Source organism: Bradyrhizobium frederickii, assembly GCF_004570865.1.
GTDB lineage: Bacteria > Pseudomonadota > Alphaproteobacteria > Rhizobiales > Xanthobacteraceae > Bradyrhizobium > Bradyrhizobium frederickii.
This window is the reverse complement of record NZ_SPQS01000009.1, coordinates 190167-207285: the sequence shown is the minus strand read 5'-3', so window position 1 is coordinate 207285 and position 17119 is coordinate 190167. Positions and strand designations below refer to the sequence as shown.

Annotated in this window: 22 protein-coding genes; 5 read left to right on the top strand and 17 right to left on the bottom strand. The window is 63.8% G+C overall.

Annotated features, from left to right (window positions below; translation table 11 throughout):
* Positions 1–8 precede the first annotated feature (8 nt).
* The 5 genes from E4K64_RS17745 to E4K64_RS17725 all read right to left on the bottom strand — a co-directional run bounded on the left by E4K64_RS17745 (position 9) and on the right by E4K64_RS17725 (position 2709).
* Complete coding sequence (locus E4K64_RS17745) at positions 9–362, bottom strand: hypothetical protein (protein ID WP_135164670.1); 354 nt, start codon at positions 360–362, stop codon at positions 9–11.
* A 56-nt stretch (positions 363–418) separates the two neighbouring features.
* Positions 419–952 carry a hypothetical protein gene (locus E4K64_RS17740; RefSeq protein ID WP_135164669.1) on the bottom strand — a complete coding sequence of 178 codons (534 nt, stop codon included), beginning with the start codon at positions 950–952 and terminating at the stop codon, positions 419–421.
* A gap of 224 nt (positions 953–1176) precedes the next feature.
* Positions 1177–1560, bottom strand: coding sequence for a hypothetical protein (locus tag E4K64_RS17735; protein ID WP_135164668.1), 384 nt, complete (start codon positions 1558–1560; stop codon positions 1177–1179).
* 93 nt (positions 1561–1653) lie between these two features.
* Positions 1654–1998, bottom strand: a complete 345-nt coding sequence (locus E4K64_RS17730; protein ID WP_135164667.1) for a DUF1236 domain-containing protein — start codon at positions 1996–1998, stop codon at positions 1654–1656.
* Positions 1999–2310: 312 nt separating this feature from the next.
* On the bottom strand, positions 2311–2709 hold the full coding sequence (locus E4K64_RS17725) for a VOC family protein (RefSeq protein WP_135164666.1): 399 nt from the start codon (positions 2707–2709) through the stop codon (positions 2311–2313).
* A gap of 155 nt (positions 2710–2864) precedes the next feature.
* Here E4K64_RS17725 and E4K64_RS17720 point away from each other — a divergent pair, with 155 nt between their 5' ends.
* The gene (locus tag E4K64_RS17720) at positions 2865–4628 is read left to right on the top strand and encodes a phospholipase D-like domain-containing protein (RefSeq protein ID WP_135164665.1); all 1764 of its coding nucleotides are present in this window, start codon (positions 2865–2867) and stop codon (positions 4626–4628) included.
* Between the two features lie 66 nt (positions 4629–4694).
* Here E4K64_RS17720 and E4K64_RS17715 read toward each other — a convergent pair whose 3' ends face one another.
* From E4K64_RS17715 to E4K64_RS40365, 6 genes are all read right to left on the bottom strand, one after another.
* Positions 4695–5762 carry a M48 family metallopeptidase gene (locus tag E4K64_RS17715; RefSeq protein WP_135164664.1) on the bottom strand — a complete coding sequence of 356 codons (1068 nt, stop codon included), beginning with the start codon at positions 5760–5762 and terminating at the stop codon, positions 4695–4697.
* A gap of 28 nt (positions 5763–5790) precedes the next feature.
* The gene (locus E4K64_RS41150; protein WP_235884700.1) at positions 5791–5955 is read right to left on the bottom strand and encodes a hypothetical protein; all 165 of its coding nucleotides are present in this window, start codon (positions 5953–5955) and stop codon (positions 5791–5793) included.
* A 12-nt stretch (positions 5956–5967) separates the two neighbouring features.
* Positions 5968–6252 carry a DUF2846 domain-containing protein gene (locus E4K64_RS41145; protein WP_235884699.1) on the bottom strand — a complete coding sequence of 95 codons (285 nt, stop codon included), beginning with the start codon at positions 6250–6252 and terminating at the stop codon, positions 5968–5970.
* A gap of 100 nt (positions 6253–6352) precedes the next feature.
* A complete protein-coding gene (locus E4K64_RS17705) occupies positions 6353–7375 on the bottom strand; it encodes an LLM class flavin-dependent oxidoreductase (protein WP_135164663.1) in 1023 nt (340 codons plus the stop codon).
* 68 nt (positions 7376–7443) lie between these two features.
* Positions 7444–7848: a hypothetical protein gene (locus tag E4K64_RS17700; protein ID WP_235884698.1), complete on the bottom strand. Its 405-nt coding sequence runs from the start codon at positions 7846–7848 to the stop codon at positions 7444–7446.
* Positions 7849–8065: 217 nt separating this feature from the next.
* Positions 8066–8224 carry a hypothetical protein gene (locus tag E4K64_RS40365; protein ID WP_164718904.1) on the bottom strand — a complete coding sequence of 53 codons (159 nt, stop codon included), beginning with the start codon at positions 8222–8224 and terminating at the stop codon, positions 8066–8068.
* Between the two features lie 140 nt (positions 8225–8364).
* Between E4K64_RS40365 and E4K64_RS17695 the strand changes: the two genes are divergently transcribed.
* Complete coding sequence (locus E4K64_RS17695; protein ID WP_135164661.1) at positions 8365–8616, top strand: hypothetical protein; 252 nt, start codon at positions 8365–8367, stop codon at positions 8614–8616.
* 205 nt (positions 8617–8821) lie between these two features.
* The gene (locus E4K64_RS17690) at positions 8822–10006 is read left to right on the top strand and encodes an HWE histidine kinase domain-containing protein (RefSeq protein WP_135164660.1); all 1185 of its coding nucleotides are present in this window, start codon (positions 8822–8824) and stop codon (positions 10004–10006) included.
* Positions 10007–10589: 583 nt separating this feature from the next.
* On the opposite strand, the gene E4K64_RS17685 is transcribed toward E4K64_RS17690, so the two are convergent.
* The 4 genes from E4K64_RS17685 to E4K64_RS17665 all read right to left on the bottom strand — a co-directional run bounded on the left by E4K64_RS17685 (position 10590) and on the right by E4K64_RS17665 (position 13316).
* Positions 10590–10895, bottom strand: a complete 306-nt coding sequence (locus tag E4K64_RS17685) for a hypothetical protein (RefSeq protein WP_135164659.1) — start codon at positions 10893–10895, stop codon at positions 10590–10592.
* A 797-nt stretch (positions 10896–11692) separates the two neighbouring features.
* Positions 11693–11968, bottom strand: coding sequence for a hypothetical protein (locus E4K64_RS17675; protein WP_135164657.1), 276 nt, complete (start codon positions 11966–11968; stop codon positions 11693–11695).
* A gap of 178 nt (positions 11969–12146) precedes the next feature.
* Complete coding sequence (locus E4K64_RS17670; RefSeq protein ID WP_135164656.1) at positions 12147–12830, bottom strand: class I SAM-dependent methyltransferase; 684 nt, start codon at positions 12828–12830, stop codon at positions 12147–12149.
* Positions 12831–12857: 27 nt separating this feature from the next.
* Complete coding sequence (locus E4K64_RS17665; protein ID WP_135164655.1) at positions 12858–13316, bottom strand: Rrf2 family transcriptional regulator; 459 nt, start codon at positions 13314–13316, stop codon at positions 12858–12860.
* 348 nt (positions 13317–13664) lie between these two features.
* Between E4K64_RS17665 and E4K64_RS17660 the strand changes: the two genes are divergently transcribed.
* A complete protein-coding gene (locus E4K64_RS17660) occupies positions 13665–13958 on the top strand; it encodes a DUF718 domain-containing protein (protein WP_135164654.1) in 294 nt (97 codons plus the stop codon).
* A 116-nt stretch (positions 13959–14074) separates the two neighbouring features.
* Here the strand turns inward: E4K64_RS17660 and E4K64_RS17655 are convergent, their stop codons facing one another.
* A complete protein-coding gene (locus E4K64_RS17655; RefSeq protein ID WP_135164653.1) occupies positions 14075–16096 on the bottom strand; it encodes a YgiQ family radical SAM protein in 2022 nt (673 codons plus the stop codon).
* A 93-nt stretch (positions 16097–16189) separates the two neighbouring features.
* Between E4K64_RS17655 and E4K64_RS40360 the strand changes: the two genes are divergently transcribed.
* Entirely contained in the window at positions 16190–16432 is a 243-nt protein-coding gene (locus E4K64_RS40360) for a hypothetical protein (RefSeq protein ID WP_167772059.1), read from the top strand.
* Positions 16433–16438: 6 nt separating this feature from the next.
* Here E4K64_RS40360 and E4K64_RS17650 read toward each other — a convergent pair whose 3' ends face one another.
* Positions 16439–17119 carry a GntR family transcriptional regulator gene (locus E4K64_RS17650; protein ID WP_135164652.1) on the bottom strand — a complete coding sequence of 227 codons (681 nt, stop codon included), beginning with the start codon at positions 17117–17119 and terminating at the stop codon, positions 16439–16441.

Here is a 17119-nt window from a genome sequence, read left to right as displayed (position 1 = left end):
GATGTATCTTAAGGTGACGAGGTCGAGATCGTGCAGCCGTTGACGGTGATGGTGCTGGCGCTCGTGGTGCCAGGACCGCCCGACGTCGACGAGGAGCTGGAGACGTTGCCGCCGCCCGCCTGCACATGCACGGACGATCCGCCGGCCGAGCTCGAGCTCGACAGCGAACCGCTCGACGCCGTCGATCCGGTCGTGCTCGAACCCGACGAGCCGGCCGCGCTGATGCTGCCGTCCGCGTGCTTCACCACCGTGACCTTGCAGGTCTCGCCCGATGCCGTCTTGCCAGTCTTTTCCATAGTTTCTGCCGATGCAGCGCTACCCATCAAGGTCAGCGCCATGATCGCAACGATTGACTTGTTCATTGCGGCTCCTCCTCAACATGGAAAGGGAGCGGCACGTGGCCGCTCCCGGGATCGGACTAGTTCTTGTCCTTCTTCCACTCGTCCTTGTTGTGGCCCTTGCCCTTTTCCATGCCCGTGTCGCTGGCATGACCCGCAGACGAGCCGGCTGCGCCGACCGTCGAGCCGCTCTTGCCGCCGCCGGCCGACGAGCCGCCGGTGCCAACGGTCGATGCGGAATTGGAGCCACTGCCTGCGGCAGAGCCGCCGGTGCCCACGCTGGACGAGCTCTTGCCGCCGCCGACCGATGAGCCACCGGTGCCGAGCGTCGAGGCCGAGCCGCTGCCCGAGCCGCTGCCGGCCGCCGAGCCGCCGGTGCCCACGGTCGAGCTGCTGGTGCCGCCGCCGGCCGACGAGCCGCCGGTGCCGAGCGTCGAGGCAGATCCCGACCCGCTGCCGCCGGCGGAAGAGCCGCCGGTACCGACCGTCGAGCTGCTGGTGCCGCCGCCCGCTGACGAACCGCCGGTGCCGATCGTCGAGCTCGATTGCGCCACGGCGAGCGCCGTTCCGGCGAGCAGCGCGGCCGCAGCCGCAGAAAGTTTCAGGATCCTCATCTCTGTCTCCTCCAGGGTTTTCCAAAAAACAGATTGCCAAATTAGGCTCGGGATAAATTGGCAATCGCGCAAACGTTCCTCATGTCGGACATGCTGACGCAATGAATCAGCAGCCATGCGAAGTTCCTCGGCGCGAGGGCCGGGCAGCGCTTTCATTCATTCATTGTTCATGTGCGCGACCGCGAGTGTGCGCGTTGTGCGCCCTCTACCGAGTCCTGCTTCTGTCAGAACGCCCCGACCATCACCTGACGATCGTTGAACCGGTGTGAAGACTCCGTACGCGCTGTCCGCTTCGAGCGAAGGCTGGTTGCGCGAACAGCGTTGGGCTGAGATGCGGCCATGATTTTCATGTCCGGCTTCTCCGGCGTCGCCATCGCAAACGCTTGGCTGGCATGATCGGCTTGCCGCTCGGTCGCGAGCAAGGGCGAGGAGACGGCGGTCGCGATCTGGGTGGACGTGTCGAAGACGATCTTCTCGGGCCAGGCGCGCGCCGAGTGGATGCGAATGATGCTGCGATCGACATCGGGCCCTGTAGAAAGCTCGACGAGCGGTGGCAGAGAGCGATCGAGTGCGAACAACAAAGCCAGGATGAAGCAGCTCGCAAACATGACATATCGAACGATCGGCATCAGGCGCCACCGGGCAATGAAGCAATTGGAAATGCACGGCGGGCCGCTCCTCCACGGCCCGCCGCGGCGGCGTTAGTCCACCTGCTGGACGACCATGCGGGTCTCGGGATCGACCAGCATCACGTGGCTGCCCGAATAGACGTAACGATATTTGGTGAGCGACGGGCCCCAGTCGCTCGGAACGGCCACGAGTTCGACGTCGCGCGGTACCGGCGAGCCAACCACGATCTTCTCGCGCGTTTCGACCGGGCGGATCTTGTGTTCGGTGACGTAGGACCGGATCTTGGTGCGATATTCCGGTTCGATCTGCACGGTCGCGCCATGACCGGCGCCGGTCGTCGTGGTCACTGTGGTCTGCGCCATCGCGCTGGTCGACACGAGCAGGGCGGCGGCCGATATCAGCATGAATTTCTTCATCGCATTCTCCCTCGCCGCTGTATGCGGCGCTGCGATGAACTCGCCATCCGCCGGCCTGTTCCGTTTGCGGCGGAACGTTTGCCGTTTTTTCCCGTTGCGTCCCCGGGAGCAGCTGATTGGAGGAGAGGAAAATGCCGGTATTGATTCTCTGGGCCGTGCCCGCCATCCTGGTCGTCGGCGGCGGCATCTATCTCATCGGCCACATGCACTGAATGCGAAGGCCCCGGCTTCGGTGACGAAGGAAGCCGGGGCGGCTGCAAGATCGTCGGTGTGCGGCGCCGGCGTGAAGCGGCGAGGCAGGCAGCTCGTCAATCAACTGCGTTTGATGGACTGGATCAGGTCCCAGCGGTTGCCGCAGAGATCCTCGAAAACCGCCACGATGCCATAGGCCTCATGCCGTGGCGCCGCGACGAAACGCACGCCGGCGGCGATCATGCGCGCATGGTCGCGCTCGAAATCATCCGTTTCCAGAAACAGGAAGACGCGCCCGCCGGTCTGGTCGCCGATGCGCGACTTCTGCGCCGGACCGTCCGCCCGCGCCAGGAGCAGGCCAGAACCAAGTTGGCCCCGCGGCCGCACGACCACCCAGCGCTTGCCGCCACCGAGCGGCGTGTCCTCGCAAAGCTCGAAATTCAGAGCATGCGTGAAGAAGGCAATCGCTTCGTCATAGTCCGCGACCACGAGACTGACGAGGGATAGATGCTGATTCATCGCGCGATCCGGCTGATGGCGGCTAGTTCGTCAGGAAGGCCGGGATAGCATGACATCGGCCCGGCCGGCGTCGCCCCTTCTGCGCCAGGCATCGCTCGCTTGCAATCAGGAATTGTGTTGATAGGATCTGCCTCCCAGGCTTCAGGGGGAGCCGAATGAAGAATTCCTATCAGGTCACCGGCACTAACGCCAACGCGCCGTTCACCCTGAAGATTCATCGCGGCGACGGGATGTTGCTGCTCGCGATGAATTGGCGACAGGGCAAGCCACCGCGCGACTTCGTCGGCTTTGCGATCGAGTACAAGGAGCCGAAGGCCGACCGATTTTGGCCGGTGCCCAATCGCATCGGCTTTCCCGGTCAACGCAAGAAGCCGAGCGACCCGCTGCTCCCGAGCACGGTTGCGCCGATCCAGAAATTCCGCTGGGTGCATTTCCCCTGGCACGCCGACAAGGACGGACAATTTCTCTATCGCGTGACACCCATGTTCATGGACAAGTTGGGAACGCTCAGTCGAGGCGAACCGCAGGAAGCCTCGATCGCCCTGATGCGCGAAACCATTCCTGGCAAGCTGAACGTCGCTTTCACCCGCGGCTATGTGTCCTCGCAATCCTTTGTCGAGAAGTTCGCGCCTGACCGCAAGCTCGGCAGTCTCATTCCCGACGATGCGAAGGATGGTTTGACTTTCAAGCCCACGAACAAGAAGGCCGAGGAGGCCTACAAGTGGATGGGCTTCGAAGCGCGTGCGTCGATCCTCGACGTGTTGGATGAGGCGATCGCCGCCAAGGCCGATGTTCGCGTCATCGCTTACGACTTCAACATGCCCGAAATCCTGACCCGCCTTGAAAGGCTTGGAAAAAGGCTCAAGGTCATCATCGACGATTCGACGGCAAAAGGCGGCGGGCACAAGGCCAAGGATTCGCCCGAGAGCGTCGCCGAGAGGCGCCTGCGCAAAACGGCGGGGGCCGGCAATGTCAAGCGCCAACACATGGCGGACCTGCAGCACCATAAGTCCATCGCGGTTTCCGGCAAGGGCGTGCATAAGGTCGTCTACGGCTCCACCAACATGAGCTGGCGCGGGTTCTACGTGCAGTCGAACAATGCCGTCATCGTCAACAGCAAGGATGCCGTCGACGATTACTTCGAGGTTTTTGAGAACTATTTTTCGGCGGAAGCCGCGGGCGACTTTCGCGATTCAAAGGTGGCGAAGGGCTGGCGCGATCTGGGTGTGCGCGGTCTCGATGGAAAGGTCGCCTTTTCACCGCACACCGAGGAGAACGGGCTCCTGCCAGTCGTGGGCAAGGACATAGCCAAGGCGAAATCCAGTGTTCTCTTTTCCTTGGCGTTCCTGGGTCAGATGAAAAATGGACCGATCGGTCCTGCCCTCGGTCGGGCCATCAAGAGCAGGAGCGTGTTCGCGCTTGGCATCGCCGATGCGCGCGTGAAGAACGGGAATTTGGGCGTCGCCGTATTGACGGCCGACAACAAGAAGCGCGTCGTTCGTTCGTCGGCCTTGACCGGCAATGTGCCGGCTCCGTTCAGGACGGAGCCGTCGGGACTTTCCGGCAGTGGCGGTCAGCACCGGGGCACCCGGATGCACCACAAATTCGTCGTGCTCGATTTCAATACCGATGATGCACGTGTTTATCTTGGCTCATACAATTTCTCCGAGCCCGCCGATACCGACAATGGCGAGAACCTGGTGCTGATCAAGGATCGGACGGTCGCGACCAGCTACATGATCGAAGCATTGCGCATCTACGATCACTACCGTTTCCGCTCCGCCCGGGAAGACGCAAGGGGCAAGAGCAGGAAGGTGCTCGAGCTTCAGTTGCCGCCCAAGCGGCCTTCTGAGAAGCCGTGGTGGCAGAAGGACTGGGACGATCCAACCAGCAGGAGGGACCGCGAGCTGTTCGCCTGAGGCGCGATGGATATCGATGAATCGTCACCGCGCATTGGGTTGTCGTTTGCACGTGATCCCGCACGTTCATCTGCCGACGCTGACCCAATCCTGGACCTTCTTCCGCCATTCCTCATCGAATCGCAAGGCGAGTTCGTTGGCAGCGTTTGGTGAGAGAAGCTGGTCAATTGCGGACGCTTGGATCTCGCCGACGTCGGATATGTCGGTGTATCCGAGGCTCGCCAGCCGCTGGCCCAAAGGCGGATGCGTGGAGTCGGGATCGTGCTCGCGGCCCAGACTGGCGGCGGTCATGGGGCCGGGCGCTCTTATGGTTGCGATCTGATCCGAGATTCGCGCGAACGGCGGTGATGGCGCCTTGATTGCGCCGAGCACCTCCTTCTGCAGCGGGGCGAATATGAGATCGATCAGACGTGTTCCAAAAACCTCCACCATCACCAGCGCGCGTGCCATCTCCCCGCGTCCAACCTGCTCGGCCGCTTCGAGATCGGCGGCAAGCTCGTTCTCCCGCGACAACGCGCGGTATTCCTTCTCGAGCCTTTCGAGCAGGGAATGGAGGAGGATGCGGACAATATATCCGGTAACGGTCTGCTCCGGATCGGCGTAGAAGAAAACGTTCTCCGCTGCCGTCATGAAGTCCGCAAGGTTGGTGCCTCCCGAAGTGTGCCGAAGCCGGGCGTGCGCCACTTCATGAGCGATAACGGCACGAACCGCCCGCTGATCCAGGATCATCAACAATGGCAGACCAACGGTCATCGTGACGTGCTGCCCGAACAATCCGGCATACCGGCTCGTTTCCGAGATCGAAGCGTTGAAATCGGTGTCGACCAGCAGAGTGCGGTTCGATCGGACAAAGCTGCGATCGAGCTCCTTCCATACGGCCCATAGCCCCGGGGCAGTCTCCTCGTCGGCCTCGAAGCTGCGATGCTTGCGCGAAGGCAGGAACAGGAGCCCGATGGCGAGAGCCATCGCGGCCATGAAGATTGTGAACACGATCGGTGCCGTGGCCAGCGCCGCAATCGTGTACCGGTCCATGATCATCAGCCAGCTGGCGAGGATCGTGCAGGCCAGCGCGACGACGGGAAGGACCGCATAGCGGCCAAGGCGGAGGATGATTTGCAGGACGAGGCGTTTCATCCGCGTGTCGGCAGCGCAGCGCCTCAGATCATGCCTTGCCGCACGAGCTGTTGCTCTGATGCAAGCTGGCGACGTCGGCACGGCCCTGGCTTTCCGTGACCTGAATCAACGTGATTGCACCGGGCGTGATGATTCCCATCTGCGGCTGGGCGGAGAGATAGGTGGTGCTGCCGGCGCGCAGATCGACGCTCACCTTCTCGCTTCCCTACCCGAACAGATTGCTGCTCAGCGGAAGATTATTGACCGCAACCTCGTGGCGGCCCGGAGGCAGGTCGCAGGCCAGGAAACCCGCAGCCTGACTGCCTCCAACGGAGCGTCCGTCGACCGAATAGCTTGGCTGGATCGCGAAACCCAGGGCGGATGAGCGATAGACCACCAGCCGCGCATTATTTGCCTTGACGTTATCTGTCAGAGCCGTGCTGCCCATCGGCCCTGACGCACACCCCGCAAGCAAGAAAGCCGCAACGAAGATCCCCGGACGCAAGCCCATTCCAACCCCCTGATTCAGTCCAACAGTCCCCGGGGGGATCATTGGCGGGGGTGGTGCGCGAAGTCAATCGCGACTTCTGGTCGTGCCGCGCCAGCTCATGTCACCGCCACCCCAGCGCCGGCGCGACGTGCTTCAGGATAGCCTCGATCGCATGCGCGCAGTAATCGACGCCGAGCTGGTTCGGGATCGTCAACAGCAGCGTGTCCGCCTCCGCGATCGCTTCGTCCTGCCGCAACTGCTCGACCAGCACGTCCGGCTCGGCCGCATAGCTCCGGCCGAAGATGGCGCGGGTCTGCGGATCGATGAAGCCGATCTGGTCCTCGCCGCCGCGCTCCGCGCCGAAATAGGCGCGGTCGCGATCGTTCATCAGCGCGAAGATGCTGCGGCTGACGGACACGCGGGGCTCGCGGGCGTGGCCGGCTTCCTTCCACGCCGCGCGAAAGCTACGGATTTGCGCCGCCTGCTGCACATGGAAGGCTTCGCCGGTCTCGTCGTTCTTCAGCGTCGAGCTCTGCAGGTTCATGCCGAGCTTGGCCGCCCACACCGCCGTCGCGTTCGAGCCGGCGCCCCACCAGATCCGCTCGCGCAGGCCCTGCGCATGCGGCTCCAGACGCAACAGGCCCGGCGGGTTGGGAAACATCGGCCGCGGATTGGGCTCGGCAAATCCTTCGCCGCGCAAGAGGTCGAGGAACACCTCGGCATGGCGCCGTCCCATATCGGCATCGCTCTGGCCTTCGGCCGGGCGATAACCAAAGTAGCGCCAGCCGTCGATCACCTGCTCGGGCGAGCCGCGGCTGATGCCGAGCTGCAGCCGGCCGCCGGCGATGAGGTCGGCGCTTCCGGCGTCCTCCACCATGTAGAGCGGGTTCTCGTAGCGCATGTCGATCACGGCCGTGCCGATCTCGATGCGGCTCGTCCTGGCACCGACGGCCGCGAGCAATGGAAAGGGCGATGCGAGCTGCCGGGCGAAATGATGCACGCGGAAATAGGCGCCGTCGGCCCCTAACTGCTCGGCCGCGACGGCAAGCTCGATCGATTGCAGCAGCGTGTCGCTGGCGGAGCGGGTCTGCGATTGCGGCGAGGGCGTCCAATGCCCGAAGGAGAGGAATCCGATCTTTTTCATGCGGGCAATTTAGGGATGATCGGAAGAGTTTGCGAGACGTCAGGCCAGGGAAAATGCCTGTGGAGTCCTCAGATTTCGCAACCGGTCAAATTCAGCGCCTTGAGCAGGCCGCCGAACGCCTTGAGCCGGCAGGGCTCGGTCTCGCCGGCGGCTCTTGCACGCTGAACATTGGCGGTTCGCTTGACGACGGTCACCTTTGGCTTCGGCTTGGGACGTTCGGCGGTCGCTTTCGTTTTCGCATCGTGCCGAGGACGGACGATCGGTGCCGGCGCGGATGAACCGACATGGACGTCTTGGGGAGCAACGGGGCTTTCGCCCGAAGCTGCCTCCGCCGGCATCGCGCCGCCCGCCGCGGCAATTTCGAGGCGATCGGCCTTCGCCAGCGCATCATGCGAAGCAGAGATGCGCGCGCTCTGCTCGGCCGGCGGCTGGACGATCGCGACCGCGCGACGCGGTGGGGCGCTCAGTTCCATTGCCGAGAGCATTCCCACGCTCAACAGGATGACGAGGCCCAACAACGCCATTCTCAGCATAACGCGCCTCTAACCTCAGTTAGCGCCGCTGAGCATTCTCCGCGCCAATAAGGCAGCTTTGCCGGCGGCTGGCGGCCTGCGGCGAATCATTTGCCGACAGGGTTAACGGCGGTGATCAGATGTCGGTTGGGGTGCGTTTGCGACCGGCGGCGGCGGCTCACTTTTCGTTTTCTTCCGCTTGCTCTCGCTCCAGGTCGCCGATCAGCCTGCCAATGCGCTGCGTGGTCGTGGGATCTTTCGCGCCTCGCAGCAGACGTCTGGATTGTTCTAAACGAAAAGCGACCTGCTCTTGGCGGGCGAGTTGGTCTTCCATCATGTGTTCTTCCTCCAGGGAGGAAGACGATTGGCAGGGCCAATGGTTCAAATCTATTGCGTGGAACGATATCACGTTATGGTTGTTGTCCTGGCGGATCCTCGACCGTGGCGGGATCGAAGACCAGAAGTCAGCAGAGCAAAATGGTGAGATCCCTGTCATCCCTCGCGATCTTCATGCTCCTCGGAGCGGCGGTGATCGCTTTGCCGCCTTTTGCTCCAAAAGTGCAGGCGGACGAGCTCGTGGCGCTGGCCAAAGGCGACCGGCTCGAAATCCGAGCAGCTTTCCCGGATTGCTCGGCACAGGTCTGGCCGGACTTTCCCACATCCTGTTTGCGCCACGCCGGCTCTGGAACGAAGATCCACGAAGCTCGCCTTGTGACTGCCCGGCGATAGTTCGGTCCTCGTTCAATCCGCTCGCTTGAGGGATCAGCCCACACCCCAGCTGCGCTGAGTCGAGGCACCGCAGACGCGGCGAATTGGCTGGCCTTCTTCGCTCGAAAAGCGCAGCAATGGGCGCGGCGTCGGTCCGGGGCAATCGGTTTACGAGCATTCGCGGGTGCCGAGACTCCCTCGGCCACCGAGAGAGAGCGAGATCACCATGTCGATAGAGCCAACCCAGGTGCCGAATGTTCTCATCGTGGAGGACGAGATGATCCTGCGGATGCGTGCGGTCGACATCGTGGAGGATGCCGGGCTCTGTCCCATCGAGGCGATCAATGCCGACGAGGCAATCTCGGTTCTGGAGTCCCGATCGGACATCTCGCTGCTGCTGACCGACATTCAAATGCCGGGAAGTATCGACGGCCTCAAGCTCGCCCATGCGGTGCACGAGCGCTGGCCCTTGATCAAGATCATTCTGGTGTCCGGCCAGGTCAAGCCGTCCGAGGCGGAACGGCCGGCGAACAGCAGATTTTTCGGTAAACCGCTCGGTGTCGAGCAAATGATCACCGAGCTTAAGACCATGGTGGGCGCGGGTGCTTTGCAGATCGTTCCGACGGCAGGCGATTGGACGCTCGATGGCGCGTCCGACGCCGCGCGCGCCTCCCCCTCCCGGTCGGAGCAGGAGGTTTCTCTGTCTGCCGAGAACGACAGCCTTCGCTTGCTGCTCGAACAGGCCGAGATCGACGCGCGGGCCCTGATCATTCAGGCCGGCATCGATGCCGAGCAGCGCAGTGCCGCCGACAAATTGCAGAAGCTGATCCTCGGCGAGCTTCATCATCGCGTCAAGAATACGCTTGCCATGGTGAGTGCGATCGCATCCCAGAGCTTCCGCGGAGCACCGAGTATCGAGCACGGACAGAAGGCCATGGAGGGCAGGCTGCTCGCATTGGGGCGAGCCCATGATCTGCTGATGCAGGTGAGTTGGGCCGATGCGAGCCTGACCCACACGCTGAGCAGCGCAACGGAGCCCTACGACAGTCAGGGCGGCAGACGCTTCCACTTCAACGGACCGGATATCAGGATTACCTCCGTCGCCGTCATTGCGCTTGCGATGACGTTGAACGAGCTGTGCACCAACACCACCAAGTTCGGCGCGCTGTCCGTCCCGACAGGCCGCGTCGAGATTTCGTGGGCGATCGATGAGTTGAAGCAGAGGCTTCGCCTGGTCTGGACTGAAAGGGGCGGTCCCCCGGTCGAGCCCCCCACACGGCGGAGCTTCGGCACCCGGATGATGGGGTCTCTGGGCCAGCAACTGACCGGGCAGGTGAGCCTCGCATATGAACGGGGCGGATTCGTTTACGCGCTGGACGTGCCGCTCGGCTCGATCGCCGCGGTCGCGTGAGTCAGCTGGCCCGCGTGCCGAAATGCCTGAGCATGTCCGCGGCGTTCTCGAGGATCATAGCCTCTTGCGTCGCCTCTGCTCGCTCCTCGCCGAGCGGCATGTTCCGGGCTCTGTCGCGAGCGTCCGATGCCTTGACGTCCAGCTTGCAAGCCAGGGACGGCTGAGCCGGCGCCGCCTGGCGGTGCCGCTTGTCGGCCTGAGCAGATTTTGCGGGTCCGTCGCGGTGATCTACCATTGAAGCAGCATCGCAAAGGCGATCGGCAGCACGAAATAGATCGGTCGCAGCACGTGCGGAACGAGCCACTCGTTGATGATGGACGGGAAGATTCGTGACATGTTGACCGCCTCTTGGTCGCGGCGGGAGCCTGACGCTCTCAGTCACCGATGACAGCCGAGGGGCGTGCGGTGATATCGGTGATATGGCGTTCCATGCCCGGAATAGCCAGAGCAGCGCGACAATTTAGGTGGTTGATGCTGTCTATGCATCGGCCTTTCGGCGCGTTGCCTCTGGCGATCGCCCGAAAATTCGACAAAAAAGGCCGCGGATTGCACCGCGACCTCTTGCATCGGCTGGCTTCGTCTCTCAGTAGGTGCCGATCCCGACGCTCACGCCGGGCGCGCGGATGCCGACGCCGCCGCGGTCTTCATAGCCACGCCGCTCGATGTAGCGCTCACGTGGTGCATATCCGTAGGCATCGCGCCCTTCGCGGATGATGACGCGCCTTTCGCTACGTTCGCGCCAGCACCGTCCGTCTTCGTTGCAGACCATGCGAACATTCTGAAGGCTGCTCTCCGGCGTGGGCGGTGTGCCGAGGGAAAGCGGGGCTGCCGATGCCGCGGTCACGATAAGCGTACTGGCTGCGGCTGCTAAAACTGTGAGAATTCTCATGATGTATCTCCCAAAAGAAGAAAGAAGCTTGTGTCAGTGAGCCAATAGACTCGCGGAACGATGGTTCCGCGAGCGCAGGAAGAAACCCTTCCGCGGAATGAATTTGCTCGCCACGCTCGGCGCCTCTCGCCGCAGGAGGCGCACGCAATCGGTTCATATCCCGACGTAAGCTCTCGCCGCGTCGCTTCACCAGGTGCATCGGATCGCGCAATGCATCCTGCATTGCATTCATCGCCTAAGCGTTCTCGCTTCGGCCTGTTTACGCTGCGAGAAAGGCGCTCGCGTCTGCGGAAACCTGCGACGAATCTCGCAGGAACGTTTGCACGCGGCTTTGATTGGCATGTCATCGTCAACCGGAGTTTGAACAATGCGAAAGACAGTCTTCTCAGTGGCCATGTGTGCGTTGCTTGCCGGCGCGTCGATCGGTTTCGCCCATGCGCAGGCAGGCGGTGCAGGGGGCGCAGGAGGAGCGGGCGGCGCGGGTGCGAGCGCGGGAGCCGGAGGAACCGGCGACGGCTCGGGTAGCGGAACGAGCGGCGCGGCCGGAACCGGGGCGGGCGGTGTTGGTGCAACGGGCGGCACAGCCGGATCGAGCGCCGGTACCAGCGGGAATAGCGCGGGTAACGCCGGGCAGGGCGGCCCCCAGACCATCCGTCCTGGCGGGTCCAACGATCCGACCCGACGGTAACCGAGATCCTCGCCCTGTGATTTGAAGAAGGGGAAGCTGCGGGTTCATCTCAGCAGCTTCCCAACGAGGTGTCGCCAGAGCGGGCGGCAATGAGCCTCCCGGCTGCTCATCATGGGCTGAACAGACTGTGGAGAAACCGCTCCTTCTCGCCAGGCGCGTAACCCTGAGAAGCACCATAATACGGCTCGGTCGCGCCAGGGTAGGCCTGGGCGCCGTGGTGCATCGGCGGAGGCGCTGCGTAGGCGAACCCTGAAGTGGGACCTGGCGCGACCACGCCGTGATCGGAATGAACAATGGCGTTGCGCCGGTGCCCGTGATGCAGCTGTGCCGCGTCGGCAACGCCGCCCAAGGTGATCAGAAGACTTAAGGCCAGAATGAATCGCATGGCTATTTCTCCAAGTTCTTCGCTTGGTTACTTAGCGCCCAGCCCCATCGTTCCAACACGTGGTGGTCTCACGATTGGTCACATCCCTGGCATCACGAACGTCCGTCTCCTTCGTCATGGCCGAGCCCTGACGCAACAAGTTCATGATGCCCGGCCGGGTTGACGAAGCCGTGCCGCCTTACGCGTAGGCCACCCAGCCGCGGAAGGCGAAGCCGGTATAGAACAGGGCCGGGTCGGAGAAGCCGGCCGCGCGCAGGATCGCCTCGTCCTGGGCCGGCGTGAGGATCTCCAGATGGTGGGTGACGGCGTCTCGCGCGGCTGCCGCCTTGTCGGGCTCGACGCCGGAGAAGGCCAGGAACGCGGAATATCGCGACAGCCATCGCGCGCGTTCCTCGTCGCCATCGGGCGCGCTCAAATGCGCGACCACGAATGGCGCGCGCGGTTTGAGGCGGCGGCGGATTTCCGAAGCAATGCGGCGCCGCTCCGCGATATCGACGAAGTGCAGAGTGAGCAGGCAGGTGGCGCCGTCGAACGGTCCTTCCGGCGCATCGTCGATGTAGCCCTGATGAAGACGCGCGCGCGGCGCGAGCGGTCCCAGTGTCTGCCGGGCGAGCGCCAGCATCGCCCCGGAGGGGTCTACGCCGTCGAAGCTCCAGCGCGGCTGCGCCTGCGCAAACATTCTCAGCTCGAGACCCCCGCCGGCGCCGAGCACGAGGATGCGCGCATCCTGATGTGCGCGCTCGGCCAGCAGGATCGCCGCCATCGACAGCATGGCGTTGTAGCCGGGCACGAAGCGCGGCGGTCCGTCGGTGTAGTTCGCCACGGCTTGCGGATCGGAGAACATGGCTTGAATGTCGGTCATGGCGTTGTCCTTGCCGGATCGTGCGCGCTAGGCGTGATGCGCGCTCATGCCGTGAGGCTTGCGGGAGCCGAGGCGCTTGCGAAGATCCTCGCCCAGCATTTTCAGCGTCACCTCGCCGAGACGCGCCAGCAGCAACGCCTCGGCATCGCCAAAGGCCTGATCGAGCGCGGCATTGACGGCCTGCTCGACCAGGCAGCCGGGCGCCTCGGTCCGGTTGCCCATCGCCAGCAGCGCGGGACTGCCGAGCGCGGCATAGACGTCGCGCACCGTGACCTTCGAAAGATCGCAGGCGAGCGTCCAGCCGCCGCCGTGGCCCTTCTCCGAGCGCACGTAACCAAGCTCCCTCAGGCCCGCCATGATGCGGCGGATCACCACGGGGTTGGTGTCCATGGCTTTCGCCAGGGTCTCGGACGTGAACGGCCCAGGCTGCTGCGCCATGTGCAAGAGGACATGCAGCACGCCGGATAATCGGCTGTCTCGTTTCATGTAACTTGATATGTTACATGATGGCGAGGAAGTCAACCAGGCGCGGGGCGACAGCGCGGTGCGCCCTGTTTTGCCCGACGAAGCAACAGGTTCTTGTTCGGCACTTCGGTCGCGTTGGGCGAGCCCTAAGTCATTGATCCTGCTGGCTCGGTCTACTGTGCATGGGGTTGTTTTCGACATTTGTTGTCTTGGCGGGCTCAGACATTGGCGGCGGGCCCGGCATGCTGATTTGTCACGGTGACGGCCCCATGCGCGAGAGGCAACATTCGGTCGGGGCGACGTATGGACTTTTCGTCCTGTCCCTCACACGGCGCCCGTTTTCATCAGTCCATTTTTCGGAGGCGCGTCATGCAGGTTTACAACGTGGTGAAGTTCAAGGTGAAGCAGGGGGAGGAGGCCGCCTTCCTCGACGCGCATCGCAACGGCAAGGCCAGATGGCCCGGGCTCGAGCATGGCGTCATCGTCAAGACCGGTGAGCAGACCTTCTGTCTGATCGGCACCTGGGCCAGCCAGGATGCGATGGCCGCGGCGCGTCCCGCGATGATCAAGACCCTCGACAGCTTCAGGTCGGTGCTCGAAGACCAGGGCAACGGACGCGGCGTAACCGACGCCGTGTCGGGCGAGGTCGTGCTGGCTCTTTAAAGCATGATCCGGAAAAGTGCGCAGCGGTTTTCCGAAAAGATCATGCTTAGACAATAACCTAAAGCGCGATGACGATTCATCCTCGTCGCATCGCGCTTTAGGAGGCGAGCTAACCGCTACTTCATCACCCGCACGCCCTTGGTCGTGAACTTCTGCGTCTTGCCGCCGGGGCGAACGGGACGCCTGGTGCCGGCGGCCTTGCCGGTGCCGGGTGGCTGATGTGCCGGCACGAGCTGGTGGGGCTGCGAGCCGATCAGATCGCGGCGGCCCATCTCAATCAGGGCCTCGCGCAGCACCGGCCAGTTGTCGGGATCGTGGTAGCGCAGGAAGGCCTTGTGCAGGCGGCGCTGGCGCAGGCCCTTGATGGCCTCGACCTTGTCGCTGCCGCCGTGGCGCACGCCACGCAGGGGATTGACGCCGGTGTGGTACATCGCGGTCGCCGTCGCCATCGGCGAGGGCAGGAAGGTCTGCACCTGATCGGCGCGATAGCGGTTCTTCTTGAGCCAGAGCGCGAGGTTCATCATGTCCTCGTCGGTCGTGCCCGGATGCGCCGCGATGAAATAGGGGATCAGGTAATATTTCTTGCCGGCCCGCTCCGCCGCCTCGTCGAACATCCGCTTGAACTTGTTGTAGGCACCGATGCCCGGCTTCATCATCTTGTCGAGCGGGCCCCGCTCGGTGTGCTCAGGCGCGATCTTGAGGTAGCCGCCGACGTGATGGGTGACGAGCTCCTTGATGTATTCCGGGCTCTCGACCGCGAGATCGTAGCGCACGCCCGAGGCGACCATCACCTTCTTGATGCCCTTGGTCTCGCGCACCTTGCGATAGAGCCGGATGAGGTCGTCATGCGAGGTGTTGAGGTTCGGGCAGATCTCGGGGAAGACGCAGGACGGCCGCCGGCACGCCGCCTCGACCTTGGGGTCCTTGCATGCCATCCGGTACATGTTGGCGGTGGGGCCGCCGATGTCGGAGATCACGCCGGTGAAGCCCGGCGTCTTGTCGCGGATCTTCTCGATCTCGCGCAGGATCGAGCCTTCCGAGCGGTTCTGGATGATGCGGCCCTCGTGCTCGGTGATCGAGCAGAAGGTGCAGCCGCCGAAGCAGCCGCGCATGATCGTGACCGAGAACTTGATCATCTCCCAGGCGGGAATCTTGGCATCGCCATAGGAGGGATGCGGCGCGCGCGCGTAGGGCAGGTCGTAGACCGCATCCATCTCGTCGCTGGTCAGCGGGATCGGCGGCGGGTTGAGCCAGAGATCGCGGTCGCCGTGACGCTGCACCAGCGGCCGCGCATTGCCGGGATTGCTCTCCCGATGCAGCACGCGTGAGGCCCTTGCATAGGCCTCGCGGTCCTGCTCGACCTGCTCCAGCGCCGGCAGCCGGATCACGGTCGCGCCCTTCTGGCGCGTCGCGCCCTCGTCCGCGGAATCGAGATCGTCGGCGTGCAGCTCGGTGTAATCCTCCGGCACCTTGCGGAACAGCGCGACGCCCCTGATGTCGTCGAGCGCGCGCGGCGCTTCGCCGGCGGCGAGCCGCTGCGCGACTTCGACCACGGCGCGCTCGGCATTGCCGTAGAGCAACAGATCGGCCTTGGCGTCGGCCAGCACCGAGCGGCGCACCTTGTCGGACCAATAGTCGTAATGCGCGATCCGGCGCAGCGAGGCCTCGATGCCGCCGAGCACGATCGGTACGTCCTTGAACGCCTCGCGGCAGCGCTGGGCGTAGACGACGGTGCAGCGGTCCGGCCGCCTGCCGCCTTCGCCGCCGGCCGTATAGGCGTCGTCATGGCGCAGGCGCCGATCCGCGGTGTAGCGGTTGACCATGGAATCCATGTTGCCGCCGGTGACGCCGAAGAACACCTTTGGCTTGCCCAACGCCTTGAACGGCTCGGCCGAGTGCCAATCGGGCTGCGAGATGATGCCGACCCGAAAGCCCTGCGCCTCCAGCAGGCGGCCGATGATCGCCATGCCGAAGCTCGGATGGTCGACATAAGCATCGCCCGTCACCAGCACGATGTCGCAGGCGTCCCAGCCGAGCGCATCCATCTCGGCGCGGCTCATGGGGAGGAACGGCGCCGGCTTGCGCGGCTGGGCCTGGGCCATCAGGGGCTTTGCGGCGGTGGCGATCTGGGTGTCCATGGCGGATACGCATAGGACTCCGGGCTCCCGAATACAACCGACGGAGGCGTGAAAGATCGAAGGTTCCCGGGCCGCCAGGAACCATCCGTCTTCGTGGACATTCTGGAGGAGGGTTGCGGCGAGCCCGGCTCGCGCGCGCTCGCGACGTCCGTTTGTGGCGATGGGGGAGCTGTGAGCACGGTCATAGAGAACTTGCTGTTGCGGAAGCAGAAGCTCGTGGAACAGCTCGAAAAGGCGCCCTCGGTCGAGGATCGCGACAAGATCGAGCACCAGCTCGAACAGATCAACACCGCGCTGGATTTCCTGGACAGGTCGAGCTCCAGGGACGCGAAATAGTCGCGCTCAATCCGCGTTCAGCGTCTCCACCCTCAAGGCCTTGGCATAGACCACGCCCGAATTGGTGATGTGCGTGGTCATCAATGCCTCGAAGGCGGCAAGCTCGCCGCGCCCGAACAGATCGAGCAGCTTGCGATGCTCGTCGAACGAGGTGCGGGTCCTGACGTCGATCGGGGAGGTCAGATTGGTGCGGAGCGCGGCGACGCGGCCGGAGACCAGCTGATAGGATTCGGCGAGATAGCGGTTGCCGCAATGGGCAAACAGCGCCTCGTGAAAGGCGGCATCGGCGCGCCCATAGGCGATGTTGTCCTTCGCCGTGACCGCCGGCTCCATCGCCGCGATCGCCTCGCTCATCGAGGCGATTGCACCGTCGCGATCGTGACGATAGGCGAGCTCGGCCGCCTTGGGCTCGAGCGCGATGCGGAAGGTGCAGAGCGCGTTGATATCGTCCGCACTCGGCGTGAACACGAAGCTGCCGACCTGCGGGCGGATCACCACGAGGCCTTGCGCCTGCAGCTGGCCCATGGCCTCGCGCACCGGCGTGCGGCTGACGCCGAAGGAATTGGCCACCATCTCCTCGGAGATGGCGGCGCCAAGCGCGAACTCGCCGTCGATGATCGCCTGGCGCAGCCGCTGCATCACCCGCTGCGACAGCGATTTCGGCGTATCGAGCTTGAGCGAGCGCAT